This window comes from Pseudorhodoplanes sinuspersici, assembly GCF_002119765.1.
Classification (GTDB): Bacteria; Pseudomonadota; Alphaproteobacteria; order Rhizobiales; family Xanthobacteraceae; genus Pseudorhodoplanes; species Pseudorhodoplanes sinuspersici.
In genome coordinates, this window is sequence record NZ_CP021112.1 from 3,602,954 (window position 1) to 3,619,049 (window position 16,096).

Consider the following 16,096-nt stretch of genomic DNA (forward strand, 5'->3'; position numbering starts at 1 on the left):
GCGGTTATGTCGTGAATTCGCCTGCGTCGAGCATGACAATTTCAGCTTCGCTGACACCCGATGCCCGGCGATGGGCGGCGGCGTTCTTGTAGATCTCGGACTCAAAGCAATGGACCCCGTCCTCGAAGGTCGGGAATTCCAGCACCACAAAGCGCTGCCACTTTTGCGGTCCCTCCATCACCTGAGCGCGGCCGCCACGGCCGAGAACCCTGCCGCCGAACTGACTGATGATGTTCGGCACCTGATCCGTGTAGCGCTTGTAGGCAACTGGATCGTGAATGACGGATCGTGCTAACCAGTAAGCAGGCATGTAACAGTCCCAATCAGTCGTTGATCTTGGCAACGGGGTTGACGATGGCATCCATCATCAGATCGTTCGCTGTCTTGTTGCGGTGAGCCGCATTGCGCGCTTCGATGTCCTTCAGCATCGTGCGCGCCGGCCGTCCGGCGGCTTCTTCGTCGGCGATGAACTGCTCAACGAGCGGCTGAACCGCTTCGGCGATGCGTCCATATTCCGCATCCGGCAGGTAGATGAACTCCATGCCGCGTTCCTGGAAACGGTCACGGGCTTTGGCACCGGCGACGCCGTAGAAGATCTGCGTTTCGGCCTGGGCTTCGGCGCGAAGCCAGTTATGCACAACCCGTTTCAAGTCTTGCGGCAACTGGCTCCAGAAATGATGCGACAGGCCGAATTCAAGGCATTGCCGCACACAGCCAAGAGCCGTCCGGTAGCGTGCAATTTTGCCGATGCCGAACACTTCGGATGACCCATCCGCCAGATGCATCGCATCGATCTTGCCGCCGGCGAGCGCCGGATTCATCTCCAGCGACGATAGCGGGACGGGCTCCGCGCCGAGCGCGTGCATGACAGCGGCCTCGATGCCTTCCGTCGTGCCGATCCGCAGCCCCTTGAGGTCGTCGCGTGAGCGGATCGGATGCATGCTGAACAGATGATAGGGGCCGGACATCTTGAGCCGGCCCATCTTGATGCCCTGCCGTTCGACATCCGTGCGCAGATAGTCGGCGTAAATCTCCTCCGATACGAGCGTTCCGATATCGGAGTTGGAAAACAGTCCCGGCAATTGCAGGCCCTGCGCCAGCGGATAGGATTTTGCATCCCAGCCGGAATAGATCGGCGCCAGATCTGACCGGCCATCATTCAATGCGGCGACGCCATCACGGTCTTTGTGGCGCGAGGCGCCCCAATAATCCTCAACCCGGATCTTGTCCCTGCTCATGCGCTCGAGAACACGAATCGCCGGCTTGATGACATCGACGACAGCGGCCGCTGTCTCGGGCGGGTGGCCCGTCACCGTGAAGGTGATGGTGTCTCCCGTATAACGGACGTCTTCGGCGGCTTGATCGGCGTAACGGCCGGCAAGCCAGTCCTGAGCGACCGAAGTCTGGTGCATCGCCTGGGCGACCGTCATGTCGGCCGCCCGCAAGCTGCTCTCGCTGATGTTCATGGTTTAGTTCTTTTGCAGCCCGACCCGCTCGACCAGAGTCTGGACACGCGCCATTTCAGTCTTGAGCCAGGACTGCAGTTCCTCGGGAGTCGAACTGCGTCCCTCGAGCCCGGCCTTTTGCAGTTTGGCGATGGTGTCGGGATCGTTCACCGCGGCCGTAAATTCGCGGCGAAGCAGATCAAGAACATCTTTCGGCGTACCGGCGGGTGCGAACAAGGCCAGCGAAGCCATGTATTCGTAGCCGGGAATGGCGGCTTCATCGACCGTCGGAACATTCGGCAGAGTCTTCGTTCGGGCCTTGTCGCCTACAGCCAGCACTCGCACCGTTCCGGCTTCGATGAAGGGAAGGGCGACAGATGTTGCGATCCAGAAGGCGTTCACTTCACCGGCCGCGATGGCCTGTGTCGCCTGCGCGCCGCCGCGATAGGGCACATGTGTCATGTCAATGCCCGCATCGGCTTTAAGCTGTTCCATCGCCAGGTGCTGCGGGCTGCCCGGCCCGACGGACGCGTAGTTCAGTTTGCCCGGATCTTTCTTGGCCAGCGCGATGAAGTCCTTCAGCGTCTGGACCGGCAATTCCTTGTTGACGATCAGCACGCTGGGAAATCGCGCAAGCTGCGTGATCGGCTCGAAGTCCTTGAAAGGTTCGAATGGCAGTTTGGCAACGATATGCGGAAGAACGGTATGGACGCCGTTATTCAATGCCCCGATCGTATAGCCATCGGGCGCGGCACGCGCCACGCGCATCGAACCGGTGGCGCCACCTGCACCGGGAGCATTTTCGACAACAATGGATTGACCGAGCTTGGCGCCGACCTTTTCCGACAGAATTCTTGCAACGAGGTCGGAAGCCGTTCCCGCCTGAAGCGGTACGACCAGCGTGATCGGCCGTACCGGGAAATTCGTTTGCGCCGAGGAGGGCGCTATCGTCACAACACTCAACAAGGCAAGCAGAAGCATTCGACCGAAAGGCCGCATGATAGATCCTCCCTTGAACCAAGTTTATGAAAGGCTACTTCTGCGGCAGCCTTTGTTTGTACCAGCTAAAATCCTGTCGTCCGGGCGCGAAGATATCGAGATATTCGGCGTCTTCGAGCACCTCGCCACCATGCGCGACGCCGGCGGGCATGAGCAGCACATCGCCCGGCGTGACAATGCGCGGCTCTTCGCCGTCAATGACCCAGCGCATCTTGCCAGCCAGCATGTGGGTGATCTGATCGAAATCGTGACGATGCATGTTGATCGGGCCTTTGGGCGCCTTGATGCGCGCCAGCATGGCGTTCGGCACCTCGACGACCCGGCCGTGGATCAGTGGATTGAGCTCAACCTCTTCCAGATCGTCCCACCGATACATCGGCATGTTATTCCTCCCAATATTTTTATTTGATATTCTAGATGACTAGAATATCTGTCAACAGCCTTATATTGATTGAGGAAATAGGTATTTTGTGTTTCAGTAGATGAAATCTAGTATCTTAGATGGTCGATGACTGATATCTCCGTCTATGCCCAGCTCCGCCGTGAAATCCTGTCCTGCGCCCTGGCGCCAGGATCGAAGGTCTTTGAGCAGGAATTGGCGGAGCGGTTCGGCGTGTCGAAGTCGCCGGTTCGGGAGGCGCTCCTTCGGCTGCAGGAGCAAAACCTCGTCGATGTGCAGCCGCGCAGCGGATATCGCGTCCGACCCATTTCGCTGACGGAAGCCGGCGAGATGTACGAGATGCGATATCTTTACGAGCGCGCCTGCGTGATGCGCGCGATCACGCATGCGAGCGATGCAGCACTCGCCTCGTTACACGATCATCTGCTGACAAAAGCAAGGGTGCCAATCCCGGAATGGATCGAGGCCAATCGGCAGTTTCATTCTTCTCTTGCGCGCGTCTGCGGCAACCAGCGCCTTGCTGATGCCGCGACCAAGCTCAACGATCAGTTCGACCGCTTTACCTTTGTCAGCGTGACGCGGCTCGATCAGCCTCCGGATTTCACACGCTTCAACAACGATCATCTCGCGCTCGTCCAGGCGATGCAAAGGCGGGACAAGCGCCGTGCCGCCGCAATCGTCAAAAACCATATCGATGCGTCACGCGAGCGGACGTTTCAGGCTCTTGCGAGCCCAGCCATCGTTCCATGATAATAACAACGGGAGAAAAGCATGCCGCTCAATCATATGCAGCATTTCCTGGTTCAGTCGGATGATGTCGAGAAGACCAAGAACTGGTATGTCGACGTGCTGGGCCTCAAGGAAGGTTATACGCCGGATTTCAAGTTTCCCGTCTATTGGCTCTATATCGGCGATCAGGATGTTCTGCATCTGACGCAGGGCGGCAAGGACGTGTCCAAGAATCGCATCGCCTATGTGGGGCAGCAATCACAGGAGACTCAAGGCACCGGCGTGATCGATCATATCGCATTTCATGCGTCGGACCTTCACGGCATGATCCGGCATTTCGAACAGCGCAACATTCAGTTCACGGAACGTCAGGTCGATTCACAAGGGCTTTATCAGTTGTTTCTGTTCGATCCGAACGGGATCAAGATCGAGTTGAACTTTGCTAATGCGGAAGCCAAGGGGCGCAAGCCACAGGTGATGGCCAGTGATCTCAAGGATGAAGGGCAGGGGGCTTCGTCACGAAGTCATTAGATCACGATGATTTGGATCGAATCGATCCAAATCATAAACGTGATCGATGCTAATACGTCAGAGCATGATGTCGTCCGAAAACCGCTTCGCACCTTTCGGCATCATGCTCTAGCGCTCCCGGGTGGGAAACGTTTGCCCGGTCCGCTACCGCAAAAGCGCGGTGATGATCCGAACAATGATGATACCGACTCACAAAAGAAAAGCCCTCGCAGCAACGCTGCGAGGGCTTCTTGTTGCTTGAAAGCGATCAGGCCTTCGGCTTGCCGATGGTGACGCTCAGGCTGCTGAGGCCGTCTACGGCGCATTCGATCTTGTCGCCGATATTGACCTGGCCGACGCCGGCCGGGGTGCCGGTCATGATGATGTCGCCGGCGGCGAGCTCCACCATTTCCGACAACTTCCAGATCGTCTCCGGCACGTTCCAGATCATCTGGTCGAGGTCGCCGTCCTGCTTCACGACGCCGTTGACCTTCAGGCTGATGCGGCCCTTGGCCGGATGGCCGATCTCGGAGGCCGGCGTCAGCGGACCACAGGGGGCCGATGCGTCGAACGCCTTACCGATTTCCCACGGGCGCTTCACGTCGCGCGAGGCGATCTGCAGGTCGCGGCGGGTCAGGTCGATGCCGACGCCGTAGCCCCAGATGCAGTCATTGGCCTTGTCCGGGCTGATGTTGATACCGCCGGATTTCAGCGCGACCACGAGTTCAACCTCGTGATGCATGTCCTTCGTCAGCGGCGGGTAAGGGACCACCGACCCGTCCGGAACGATCGCGTCGGCCGGCTTGGCGAAGAAGAACGGGGGCGCGCGTTCGTCCTGCCCCATTTCGCGGATGTGCTCGATGTAGTTGCGCCCGACACACCAGATCCGGCGGACCGGAAACTTCTTGTCGGAGCCTTTGACCGCAAGGACAGCCTGCGGTGGCTGCGGAATGACGTAGGAATCGCTCATCTGTGTTGATGCTTTTTTGTCACATGGAGCCGGAGAACGGCGGGAGATGCGGCCAAAGGTGTCATTTGCCGTTGGCCGCAGACGCGGCTCGCAATAGCATAGCCCTCATCAGCGTCAAAGCGCGCCGGTGATTTGCGGGGGCAGATTACCATTGTGCCGCGCGGGGCGCGGACGGTTTCGCCTATACGTGTTTGGCGGGGGTTGGGCGGTCGAATGCCGGGATCGGGGGATCCCGGCATTCGTGTTTCTGGGGTCTGGACGCGTCCCAATCCGGCGCGTGTCCTCTGGAATGGCGGCATCACTGATTTTGCAAGGCGCTTAAACGCGCGGTGACGGCAGCCTTGACAGAGGTGTGGATCGCTTCCGGGAAATCGCTTGGCAATTGATCTTCTACTTCAGCCAGCGCCGTGTCCGCGGCCGTAGCCATGCTTTCAATTGCGTTGCTGACGAGAGATTTTGCCAGGCCCGCGGTTTTTCCAGTCTGCACAAAATGCCGCCCTACGATGTCGGCAATCCGGTAATGCTTGTTTGTGCCAACCGACATTGCAAGCTTCATTTGTTTGGGTTGGATCTGGCCGTTGTCGAGGCTTGGCTGTGCTGTCAGCACGTCATACAGTGGCGTTAAATGGAAACGTCCGCCTGGATTGAGGAAGATACTGAAGTTTTTCGCATGCCCGTCAGTTGCACCAACCAACCAGAATAGAATCTGTGCTTTGAAAAGAGTCGTTTGATCGACGGCGGGGTTGTCACTGCCCTTGAGCAGATCAAGAAGCCGGACGAGGCCAGGGCCGCCCTCACTTTGGTATTTGCGGGTTGGCGGCACGGACAGGGCTTGGCAGCAGTCTTCTTGGGGAAGCCGTAAAAGTCGTCTATCTTTGGTCCAAAGGCGATCGAAGCGTTCGATCACAAGGGCGCGCGTTTTGCCGAACGTGATAATTTCCGCCTTGTTAACTGGCAGACCGAAAGCCGCTGCAAGTTTCAGGCAGTAATATTCATTCTCGACGCTGTTTGAAAGATCGACGCCGTTTGGCAGTTCGCCGATCTGCGTTTTGAAAAGATGGGTTGTTGGTGTTGTGCCGTGAGGTTTTATCCATTTTCCATTCAGCCTGAGTAGTGCTGTTTTCTCCTGTGCACCCGCAATAGAGATGCGGAAGTCATCATCGCGCGTGAGGCCCAGCGGCGTCTGGGGCAAGTTTTTGAGCAGTTTTTCAATTTGTTCGTCGTCGACGGCATCGCCGGAAAGACCATGATCGCTGGCCTTATGATTGTCTTTGTCGTCCGCCATGAATTGCATGGCGCCAACGCAGTCGTGACCGATGGCGGCGAGAAGACTGTAGGCGTCGGTGCCAGCCGCGCCGACCTTCTCAGCGATCCGGCGTCGCAGCATGTCGGAGTCGGGAAGCAAGTTGTCGAAGACAGCCGTGACCGGTTCTCCGCGATAAGCATCCTCGCGTAAAGGCAGAGACATCGACACGGGGAGTGCATGCTCCCACTCAAGCCAATCGGGGTCATAGCGGAAGTCGATGGCACCGCTTGCGGCCTTGTGCAGATGGCCGACCAGACGGTTATTTAGAAAGACGCGCAACGGCGGATGGCGGGGACGTCGAGGCATTAGAAGATGTCCTCGATGGAGGTGTTCTCCCTAGATCGAGGTGCGATCTGGAACTCAAGATCAAGGGCGGCTAGGACCGCCAAGATCGTTCCTAGCTTTGTTGCTGGATTGCCGGTCTCGATCAGAGAAATCGTCTCCTGGCGTAAACCGCTCACAGCGGCGAGTTGGGCTTGGTTCAGGCCGCGTTTTTTGCGGGTGCGGCGGATCGAGTTGCCGATTTGTTTGGGAGTGCGGGCGAGTTCGGTCATTGGGGACTCACACTCGTGTTATGCGCTAAAGCCGATAAATTCGATATATCGGATTTAGCGCATAAATGTTTTTTATGCGTTAATCAACATAAAACACACTTATCGGATTTGGCGCATAGGATACGCCTATTTACGGCCCAAGCAGCCTCAGGCCGTCGCGGCCACCAGCTCCGGCTCGTCCTGGTTCTGCAATTGCAGCCGGTAGAAGGACGCATAGCGTCCGCCCTTGCGCAGCAGTTCCTCGTGGCGGCCGTCCTCGGCCACGACGCCTTCCTCGATCACAAAGATCCGGTCGGCATGCGCCACCGTATGCAGACGGTGGGCGATCACGATGGTGGTGCGGTCCTGCGTCAGATGGGCGATGGCATCCTGCACTAGCCGTTCGGATTCCGAATCCAGTGCCGCGGTCGCCTCATCCAAGAGGATCAGCTTGGCATCCTTGATCAGCGCGCGCGCGACGGCAATGCGCTGGCGCTGGCCGCCCGACAATTGCAGGCCCTGTTCGCCCGTATGCGTGTCATAGCCATGCGGGAAGGACATGATGAAGTCATGGGCGTTGGCGGCCTTGGCCGCTGCGATGATCTCGTCCTCGGTCGCGCCTTCCTTGCCGAAGCCGATATTGTCGCGGATCGTGCCGTGAAACAGAAATACGTCCTGGCCGACATAAGCGATCTGCTGCCGCAGCGAATGCCGGGAAACAGCCGTGATGGTCTGCCCGTCGATGGTGATCGATCCGGATTGCGGCTCGTAAAGCCGCAGGATGAGGTTGAGGATCGTCGATTTGCCGCCGCCAGAGGGGCCGACCAGAGCCGTCATCTGCCCGGCTTGCGCGACGAGCGAGAGCCCGCGCAACACCGGCTCGTTCTCGCGATAGCCGAACCGCACGTCCTTGAACTCGACGCGGCCCTTGTCCATGACGAGCTTCGGCTTGTCGACATCGGCCGCTTCCGTCGAGGGCGCATCGATAATGTCGAACAATTGCCGCACGCCGACGAGACCGGCATTCAGTTCGATCTGCAGCCGCGCCAGCCGTTTCGCCGGCTCATAGGCCAGAAGGAATGCGGTGATGAAGGAGAAGAACTCGCCCGGCGTCGCATTCATCTCGATGGTGCGATAACCGCCATAGATCACGCCGGCCGCAATGGCGACGCCCGCGAGCGCTTCCATCGTCGGGCTCGAGCGGTTGGACACGCGGGCCATCTTGTTGGCCTCGTATTCCACCGCCGCGACATTCTCGTAATAGCGATGGCGCAGGCGATCTTCGAGCGTGAAGGCCTTGACGGTGCGGATACCCTGGATCGTTTCCTGCAAGGTCTGGAACAGTCGCGTGCCGCCGGTGAATTGCGCCTTGGCGACGGCGCGGATGCGTTTGACCAGCTTGCGGATCATCCACATCGCCGGCGGCGCGATGATCAGCGCCGAAAGCGACATCACCGGATCCTGGATCACCATCACCGTGGCAAGGCCGATCAGCGACAGCGCATCGCGTCCGACCGACGTCACCAGCAGCCTCAGCACCTGCGTCGCCGAATTGGCGCCGGTCGAGAGCCGATGCAGGAATTCCGATGAATGCCGCTCGGCGAAGAAGCCAAGGTTCTGGTTCATCAGACGGTCGAACAATCTGCGCTGGTTCTCGGCGATGATCGCATTGCCGATGCGTGACATGATCACGGCCTGGAAATAGGTCGCAAGGCCTCGCGCGCAGAAGATGACGATGGTAATGAGGCCAATGATGACGATCGCCTGGAAGCTGCGATCGACATAGGCCTTGTTGACGATCGTCCCCATCAGATAGGCGATCAGCGCCGTGGTCCCCGCCGACAGCGCCATCAGCGCGAACGCGACGGCATAGCGCTTCCAGTGCTTGGCGCCGTATTCGGTCACGAGGCGCCGGATCAGTTGATACGAGCTCTCGCTGTCTGCTGGGGCCTTCGGCGCCATATCCCGTCCCTTATGCCCTCAATCGGAAGGCCATACGCATGTTGGAGCATGGCCCGTCCCGAAATGGAACGGACCATGCTCCAGCGAGCCTACCTGCCCGCTCGGGGGGATATTTCAAGTGTTGCGGGACAACGCGGCGTTGCAATTTGAACCCGCCGCCGCTCATTCCCGCGCAAGCGGGAATCCAGAAAGCTTCCGCGAGATCAGTGCTGATGGCTCTGGATCCCCGCTTGCGCGGGGATGAGCGGAAAACAGAAGTCAGGCGTTGCGTTTCCGCAGCTTTTGTTCCCATTCCAGGGCGTTTGCCACAATCGTGTCGAGGTCGTCGTAGCGGGGCTGCCAGTGCAGCGTATCGCGGGCCTTGTCCGAGGCGGCCACGATCTGTGCCGGGTCGCCAGGGCGCCGGGCCGACATCTCGACCCGGAAATCGACGCCCGAGATGCGCTTCACCGTTTCGATCACCTCTAAAACAGAGAAGCCGCGGCCATAGCCGCAATTGAACGTGGCCGAATTTCCGCCATTGCGGAGGTAACGCAGCGCGTCGGAATGCGCCCGCACGAGATCGCTGACATGGATGTAATCGCGGATACACGTGCCGTCGGGTGTCGGATAGTCGGTGCCGAACACGTCCATCTTCTTGCGCATGCCAAGCGCGGTCTGCACTGCGACCTTGATCAGATGCGTCGCCGCCGGCGTCGATTGTCCGGTGCGCATTTGCGGGTCGGCGCCCGCGACATTGAAATAGCGCAGCACGGCATATTTCAGCGGATGCGCGAAGGCGGTGTCGCGCAGGATGATCTCGGTCATCAGCTTCGATGAGCCATAAGGCGACATCGGATCGGGCGTCGCGTTCTCGCTCACCGGCACTGATTTGGGATTGCCGTAAACAGCGGCGGTGGACGAGAAGATGAAATGCTTCACGCCGGAACTGACGGCGGCCTCGATCAGCGTGCGCGAATTGGCGGTGTTGTTGCGATAATAGCCGAGCGGATCGGCGACCGAATCCGGCACCACGATCGAGGCCGCGAAATGGATGATGGCATCGACCTCATGCCGCGCGATGATCGAGCGCGCCAGTTCGAGGTCGCCGGTATCGCCTTCATAGAGCGGCACGCGTTCAGGGATGGCCCAGCGAAAACCGGTCGACAGATTGTCGAGGATCACGACGTCCTCGGCCGCATCCAGCAATTCATAAACCATGTGGCTGCCGATATAGCCGGCGCCGCCGGTGACCAGAACGGTCATGATGGAAAATCTCCTGTATCTCCCCGCTCGTCCCCGCGAAGGCGGGGACCCAGAGCCAAATCTCCTGGATTCCCGCTTTCGCGGGAATGAGCGGAGAATGTAGCGACCGGCGTGAAAAAATGGGTAATAAGGGCGCCAAATCTCAACCGGCCACAACGATCTTGACCGACCTCAACGTCATCATCCCGAATCTGCACTGGAATTACACTGGCGTCACCGCGACCAACCGCATGATCGCGCCGCGTGTGGCGCGTCTGATGACGGCGCGCTGGCTCGGCCCCGATGCACCGGCCGGTGTCGAGACCATGACCTTCGGCGATCTGCTGACACTTCGGTCTTCTGCCCGTCGTCCCATCGTCTGGCATGCGCGCCGCAATAACGAGATGATGGCTGGGCTCGCCTTGAAATGGCTCGGCTGGCCGCTGCGCCTTGTCTTCACCTCGGCGGCGCAGCGCCACCACACCGGAATCACGCGCTGGCTGATCAAACGCATGGATGCGGTGATTGCGACAAGCCCGGCATCGGCCTCCTACCTGAAAGTGCCATGCGAGGTGATCCTGCATGGCGTCGACATCGAACGATACCGGCCGCCGGACAATCGCGAGGCTGAACTGCGGGAAGGCGACATCCGCAGCAAATATGCGATCGGATGCTTCGGCCGCGTGCGGCATCAGAAGGGGACTGACGTCTTCATCGAGGCGATGTGCCGTCTGCTGCCGCGTTATCCCGATTTCAGCGCGGTGGTGATCGGGGCGATCGACGATGCATCCTTTGAAGCGCGTTTGAAGGAACGCGTCGCGCAATCAGGTCTTCAGGACCGCGTGCATATCCTTGGTGAGCTGCCGATCGACGATGTGCCGCCATGGTATCGCCGCGTTCTCATTTACGCATTTACCTCGCGCAATGAAGGCTTTGGACTGACGATCCTTGAAGCGATGGCCTCGGGCGATGCGTTGGTTGCCGCGCGTGCGGGCGCGGCGGAAGCCGTTGTCACCGACGGACAGAACGGCGTGCTGGTGCCGACGGGAGATGCCGATGCATTGGCGGCAGCGCTGGAGTCGCTGATGCGCGATCCCGATGCGGCCGCCGCGATGGGCGAACGCGCTCGCGCGCATGTTGTCGCGCAATTCAGTGTCGAGGCTGAGGCAGAAAAATACGCGGCGGTTTACCGGCGTGTGTTGGCTGGAGTGTGAGGCCGAAAAGCGCGAAGCACTTTTTCGGACGATAATCGATGACGTTTGCGACCGTAGATCGTTTGATCCAAAACCATCGTGGTCTCGTACGCTTTTGTACAATGCGGCTTTTGGCCGGTGTTGGTGCGTTAACGAGGTCCGCTGAGCGCCGCAATTCTTAAGCGCCAGAAGTTCCATTTGGCAATCATCTTTGCGCTGCAAAATCGATATTGCGCTGCTTCAATCATAAATCTGACAATCAAGGGTGGTAACCTTTCGCCATAGGTGCTTTTTAAACGTCTTGCGTTTTGGAAATCGCATTTCCAGAATGCGGGCGCTGCCACTAACAACGCTGCCACAAACAATCAAGAAACCAAGGGAGGAAATACAGTGACCGCGACACTGTCTGCGAATCTCTCCACCTTCGGCAAATTGCCGTGTGCTCAATGCGGAGCCCGTTTGATTGCCCCGGTTTGGTCTGAATACGTGGACGAGCGTCGCGTTCGCCATCTCTGGAGTTGCGACGATTGCCAATACCAGTTCGAGACAGTCGTATTTTTCTGCTCGACTGAAACTCCCGGAATTGTTCCCTCATCACTGGTGGCGTGAGAGGACCTGGCCGACTAAGGTGACCGGGCTGCCGCCTTCGAACGGATGCCTCTGCGGCCAGCATTTTTGGAATTCGACACTGTCTTGGTTGTGCCTTCGGCGCAGCAATCACTTTTTTCGGTAGTTGAAGAAAAGCTGGCCACGGACTTCGGTGCGTCGTCAACGCATGTGCGGCAAAAGAAAGAGTGTTAGGGGCGGCGCAGTGACCCGGGATTTTAGTGAATATGGGTGAGACGCCAGAAGCCCTCATTGCGCCTTGATTTGATCCCTGCTGCTTTTGTAAGCCGTGCGGCCTGCCCGTCCGACAGGGTGCGCGACGTGCCGCGTTTGCCCTCTGCGATTTGACATGCGTTGCTGACGCCGATCATCGTCCAGCAATGATCTCGCTCGCGCATTTCGTTGCATTTGATGGCGCCGTTGATCCTCCAACAGCTGGGCATAGGAGTCCCGCCAGCTTCGCTCAGCCGCCGTTAGTCGCGTGTTGCGGTCTCTGCATATGAGGATTCGTTTTAATCTGGATTGGGCTTCGGCCAGGGATCCGAACTCTCCAAGGACAGTCTGCTCGGCGGTCGTGGTGGCCCTCTGCGCGACAATGCTGCACCTGTTCGTCGTCACGTCCTGGACAATCGAGAATGCCGCTCCACGTTGGGCGCCTGCATGCTGGGATAGGAAGAGCAACACACATAGCAGTAAACATAATGTCCACATTGCTCGCCCGGCTGACATAGGGAACCGCCCGATTCAAAAGCATTTGGACATCGAACGATCTTCCCGTGATTGCGTTCCGGCGCGATGCAGGGAAACGTCCCTGCGAGAGCACGCGATCTTGAGTTTCTTTCCAAGCGCGCCGTGAAAACGCCGAAGACAATCAAAATAAATCCGCGCAAATGCGGCTCTTCACGTTTTGATTTAGTTTTGCAGGCTAAGCCGCCGTTCAAACCTTGGCGTTGCATTTCGGGCAGGCGATGATCAGAGCGTCGCCGTCGCGTCGTGAGATTGCGCGACAATTCCAACGGCTTGGATTGCCGAGGTTCTATCAAAGTATCTGAATAATACAACAACGCTCCAGCGATGGCTCTTATGAGTGAAAAGAGTAAAAAGACAGGCGGGCAAAACAATCCGATTTGAATGTTGCTCGTGTTAATGCAGTATACGAATCTGCCGCCTAAAACCCCAATTGCAATAATGGCGCATCAAATCAACTGCTCATCAATTCTCCCCTGCACTTCATGTGATGACCTGCCGATGTGGAAGCGTCTTCCCGCATCGACAAAGAGAAGCGTTTTCCAACACCGGAGCAATAATGTTTTCTCCAGAATGGCCTCGTTACCTGGCTCTGACAGTTCTTTTGCTTCTGGTAGCGTTTGGCTATTGGGCGGGGCGTAACCGCGCGCCTGCTTGGACGAATATTCCCCTCATCGCACTGGCAGTGCTTTCAATTGGTCCGAGCGCGTGCGCGGTGATCCTTTATTTCTCGTACAAGTTTGGTCTGATTCAGCCTGGTGCGCCTGGATATCGATTTAGGTCGTTCGTCTATTCTCTGCCGGCCGATTTTGCCTTGCTGAACTGGGCGTTCGTGCCGCTGTATGTGGTTGGACGAATTTGGCCGCATGCTGGCTCAGCCCGGCATGCCATGTGGTTTGCCGTCGTGGCGATGTCTTTACCAAATTTCGTTCTGTTCGGCTTGGCGACGGAAATGGTTTCGAACGCTCGCGATGCTGGCCAGGGCATCGGAATCATAGAGGCTGTGTTGCTTTGGTCACCGGTCCAGACCATCTTTCCTGGGTTTGTTGCGATCGTCGACGCTGTTGGCTTTGAGTATTTTTTCATTCTCAGCGCGCTGACCGGGTTCCTCCCGATCCTCGGTTTGGTCGCCTGGTTATTGGGCCAACTTGTCGGACGGCAGGCTCGAACCACCTAGTTGCGGCCGACGCTACGGTGTAATCGGTGGCCTTCGGATCGTATCTAGGTGTTAGCCCGTGTGACAAAAACGAGGTCCTCATCAAACGACTTGTAGTGAATCAGCCCCATATCCGCGAAATCAACGAGCGTTCCGTATTCTAAATATGCCCAATCAGCTTCTTTATAAGCAGCGCTGAACTGCCCGGTGTGGATGACGCAAACGACATGACCTTCAGTGCCATCGACCAATTTGACGGTGTCGCCCAACTCGACGGATTCCCCGGTTGAATAGTTCATCGTATCGATCCAAAGCTTATCTCGCGTCAGCGGACTTTTCTGCTGCAGGAATTTTCGCGATCACGTTCCCCATAGCCAGGCCGCAGCCGCTCCGCAGGCGGCGATGACGGCTGAAAGATAGGCAATCATCGGTCCCAAGCCGGCCATTCCTTGTTTCCAAATCGCTGCGCCGAAGCCAACAAAAATCAGAAGCATGGGGAAGGACGCCACCAGAGCCTGCATCGATGACATGGTGCTGCCCTGTCGCATGTAGGCAAAGCTTCCGATGAAGAATACGGCGCCGAGCGCAATTATGGTTTTGCCGATACGCGCATAGTCTGCTGGCGTGCGCTTCGGGGCTTTTGGCGGTGGAACATAGTTGCGAAAGTTATACATGATGCAGTCTTTTCGCCCATTATCAGGTGTTAATGCTGCTCATCGTCTCTTTGCTTGATTGCCATCGGGGAGCCCGTTCGGATCACTCTCTCGCTTTTGCAAGCACCCCATCGACAAACGTCGCGAGATTGCCGCCTTCGAACAGATAGCCATCGATACCGACGGCCTTCGCCGCCCGCAGGCGCTGTCCTTGTCGCCGATCAGGAAGCTGCCGGATAATTCGACCGGCCAGTGTTCGATCAGGTCGACAGCATGCCGGGCTAATGCGAGATGTTCAATTGTAAGCTGAAGGTCCGGGATCCGCCGAGCAGCGATAACATCATTTGCTCGTTCGTTTATCGTCTTCTCAGCGCCCGCGCAGCCCAACTGCCCAGCGCAAAGCGCAACGAGTGCAGGAGCCTAAATCATATGATTTCTCCCCACGGATTGCCTTTTTACCGTCGGGATCGTGAGGTTGGCAATGCTCAGTTGAGCTTCGCGGTTCAGGCAACGGAACCAACCTCGACCAGCAGTCGCGTGGTCCAGATCACTGACGTTGGCGCCCGATGACTGGGTGTTATCGCGCGCGCTCAAGAGGGAAATTTCCAGCTGAAGATAACATTGGGAGCCGGATCAGCAGAGGATCTTGGTCTCCCAACAATATCAACTGACACGAAATACCGACGGATATTGTCTTCGATTGTTTTTAGCTCCAACGGTGGAAATTGGAGACCAGCTCCAGCAAGGCGTTCTGCTGTTGCACAATTCACAACCATCGTTAGTTGTTTGAAGTTCGTTTTTACATCGACATAGAACCAAAAGAGTCTTTGTTGATCCTCGTAACGATAGAAATCCCCCGCTTCCGGGTGGTACCCACCATGACGGATTTTATATTCTCCCTCAGCGCCAGTTGCCTTGTATCCTTCGTTCATTTGAATCCGCTCGCTATGAGAAGGTTCTAGGACTCGCGCTGCAATAATCTCGTGTGAGCGGACCAGATAGATAGAATCAGCGGCAGACTTCACGAGGGCCGTCTCGTTTCTCGCTCGTCCTCGAGTGCGCCGTACGAAATCCTGCTTACATCGGCAACGGGCCGTGCTTTCTCTTCGTCAATTCGTGCTAAAATCAAAGCGGTCTCGCAACACCTTTCTGACGGGAGGCTCGATGCCTCTTGCGTGGCACTCAATCAAACCAGAGTCTCTCAGCAGCACAGTGGAGAGCTCTTTGAACGTATCGCCCCGCTCAAAGACTCCGGCGTGGACATAGATCAGGTCTCTCAGCCGTTTGCCCCAAATATTTATTTGAGGCGTTTTCGTTACGTAGCAAACGAAGACTTTCCCGTCCGCTTGCGTACCCGCTTTCACCCAAACCACCTGTGAATCGTCAGAGAGTTTTTCCAGTCGCGCAACCTGTTCAGGTGCGAGTGACGCATCCGGAATTTTCTGAGAGTCGATAATCTCTTTCGCTCTGTCGTTTATTGCTTTTTCCACCCCTGCGCAGCCCAAAAGGCCGGCGCAAACAGCAGCGAGCATTCCAATCCGAAACATTTCTTCCCCCACTCGCCCGCCGGTATATGCGAACCTCGTCAAACTCGCAATTTTCTGAAATCACGCGTGGGCTATGTGGATCGGGTTCCGATAGGCGATTGCCCATCAGCGCGAAT

The 16,096-nt window shown here is 57.6% G+C and carries 17 protein-coding genes; 4 read left to right on the forward strand and 13 right to left on the reverse strand.

Translation table 11 applies throughout. From position 1 onward, the window contains the following. Positions 1-4 precede the first annotated feature (4 nt). The 4 genes from CAK95_RS17495 to CAK95_RS17510 are packed head-to-tail and all read right to left on the reverse strand — an operon-like array spanning position 5 to position 2,826. The gene (locus CAK95_RS17495) at positions 5-310 is read right to left on the reverse strand and encodes a DUF1330 domain-containing protein (protein ID WP_086089066.1); all 306 of its coding nucleotides are present in this window, start codon (positions 308-310) and stop codon (positions 5-7) included. A 13-nt stretch (positions 311-323) separates the two neighbouring features. Beyond that, complete coding sequence (locus CAK95_RS17500) at positions 324-1,466, reverse strand: TRAP transporter substrate-binding protein (RefSeq protein ID WP_086089067.1); 1,143 nt, start codon at positions 1,464-1,466, stop codon at positions 324-326. A gap of 3 nt (positions 1,467-1,469) precedes the next feature. After that, positions 1,470-2,444 carry a Bug family tripartite tricarboxylate transporter substrate binding protein gene (locus tag CAK95_RS17505; protein ID WP_086089068.1) on the reverse strand — a complete coding sequence of 325 codons (975 nt, stop codon included), beginning with the start codon at positions 2,442-2,444 and terminating at the stop codon, positions 1,470-1,472. A 34-nt stretch (positions 2,445-2,478) separates the two neighbouring features. Then, a complete protein-coding gene (locus CAK95_RS17510; protein WP_086089069.1) occupies positions 2,479-2,826 on the reverse strand; it encodes a cupin domain-containing protein in 348 nt (115 codons plus the stop codon). Between the two features lie 126 nt (positions 2,827-2,952). Between CAK95_RS17510 and CAK95_RS17515 the strand changes: the two genes are divergently transcribed. Together CAK95_RS17515 and CAK95_RS17520 are read left to right on the forward strand one after the other, a co-directional pair. Continuing rightward, complete coding sequence (locus tag CAK95_RS17515; protein WP_086089070.1) at positions 2,953-3,594, forward strand: GntR family transcriptional regulator; 642 nt, start codon at positions 2,953-2,955, stop codon at positions 3,592-3,594. 21 nt (positions 3,595-3,615) lie between these two features. Continuing rightward, the gene (locus CAK95_RS17520; protein ID WP_086089071.1) at positions 3,616-4,104 is read left to right on the forward strand and encodes a VOC family protein; all 489 of its coding nucleotides are present in this window, start codon (positions 3,616-3,618) and stop codon (positions 4,102-4,104) included. A 247-nt stretch (positions 4,105-4,351) separates the two neighbouring features. Here CAK95_RS17520 and CAK95_RS17525 read toward each other — a convergent pair whose 3' ends face one another. The 5 genes from CAK95_RS17525 to galE all read right to left on the reverse strand — a co-directional run bounded on the left by CAK95_RS17525 (position 4,352) and on the right by galE (position 10,099). Beyond that, positions 4,352-5,053, reverse strand: a complete 702-nt coding sequence (locus CAK95_RS17525; RefSeq protein WP_086089072.1) for a fumarylacetoacetate hydrolase family protein — start codon at positions 5,051-5,053, stop codon at positions 4,352-4,354. Positions 5,054-5,351: 298 nt separating this feature from the next. After that, positions 5,352-6,665, reverse strand: coding sequence for a type II toxin-antitoxin system HipA family toxin (locus CAK95_RS17530; protein WP_086089073.1), 1,314 nt, complete (start codon positions 6,663-6,665; stop codon positions 5,352-5,354). Continuing rightward, positions 6,665-6,913 (reverse strand): helix-turn-helix domain-containing protein, encoded by a 249-nt coding sequence (locus CAK95_RS17535; protein WP_086089074.1) that lies wholly within the window; start codon positions 6,911-6,913, stop codon positions 6,665-6,667. Before CAK95_RS17535 ends, CAK95_RS17530 begins: the two co-directional genes overlap by 1 nt. Before the next feature lie 147 nt (positions 6,914-7,060). Then, positions 7,061-8,854 (reverse strand): ABC transporter ATP-binding protein, encoded by a 1,794-nt coding sequence (locus tag CAK95_RS17540; protein ID WP_086089075.1) that lies wholly within the window; start codon positions 8,852-8,854, stop codon positions 7,061-7,063. A 258-nt stretch (positions 8,855-9,112) separates the two neighbouring features. After that, positions 9,113-10,099 (reverse strand): UDP-glucose 4-epimerase GalE, encoded by a 987-nt coding sequence (gene galE, locus CAK95_RS17545; protein ID WP_086089076.1) that lies wholly within the window; start codon positions 10,097-10,099, stop codon positions 9,113-9,115. A gap of 119 nt (positions 10,100-10,218) precedes the next feature. Here galE and CAK95_RS17550 point away from each other — a divergent pair, with 119 nt between their 5' ends. Both CAK95_RS17550 and CAK95_RS17565 read left to right on the forward strand, forming a co-directional pair. After that, positions 10,219-11,292, forward strand: a complete 1,074-nt coding sequence (locus tag CAK95_RS17550; protein ID WP_086089077.1) for a glycosyltransferase family 4 protein — start codon at positions 10,219-10,221, stop codon at positions 11,290-11,292. Positions 11,293-13,183: 1,891 nt separating this feature from the next. After that, positions 13,184-13,801: a hypothetical protein gene (locus CAK95_RS17565; RefSeq protein WP_147413420.1), complete on the forward strand. Its 618-nt coding sequence runs from the start codon at positions 13,184-13,186 to the stop codon at positions 13,799-13,801. A gap of 44 nt (positions 13,802-13,845) precedes the next feature. On the opposite strand, the gene CAK95_RS17570 is transcribed toward CAK95_RS17565, so the two are convergent. From CAK95_RS17570 to CAK95_RS17580, 4 genes are all read right to left on the reverse strand, one after another. Further along, positions 13,846-14,079 carry a hypothetical protein gene (locus CAK95_RS17570; protein WP_086089080.1) on the reverse strand — a complete coding sequence of 78 codons (234 nt, stop codon included), beginning with the start codon at positions 14,077-14,079 and terminating at the stop codon, positions 13,846-13,848. A 60-nt stretch (positions 14,080-14,139) separates the two neighbouring features. Then, complete coding sequence (locus CAK95_RS17575; protein ID WP_086089081.1) at positions 14,140-14,454, reverse strand: hypothetical protein; 315 nt, start codon at positions 14,452-14,454, stop codon at positions 14,140-14,142. A 569-nt stretch (positions 14,455-15,023) separates the two neighbouring features. After that, positions 15,024-15,458 (reverse strand): hypothetical protein, encoded by a 435-nt coding sequence (locus CAK95_RS29280; RefSeq protein ID WP_157699657.1) that lies wholly within the window; start codon positions 15,456-15,458, stop codon positions 15,024-15,026. A gap of 84 nt (positions 15,459-15,542) precedes the next feature. Next, positions 15,543-15,965, reverse strand: coding sequence for a hypothetical protein (locus tag CAK95_RS17580; protein WP_147413424.1), 423 nt, complete (start codon positions 15,963-15,965; stop codon positions 15,543-15,545). Positions 15,966-16,096: the final 131 nt, after the last annotated feature.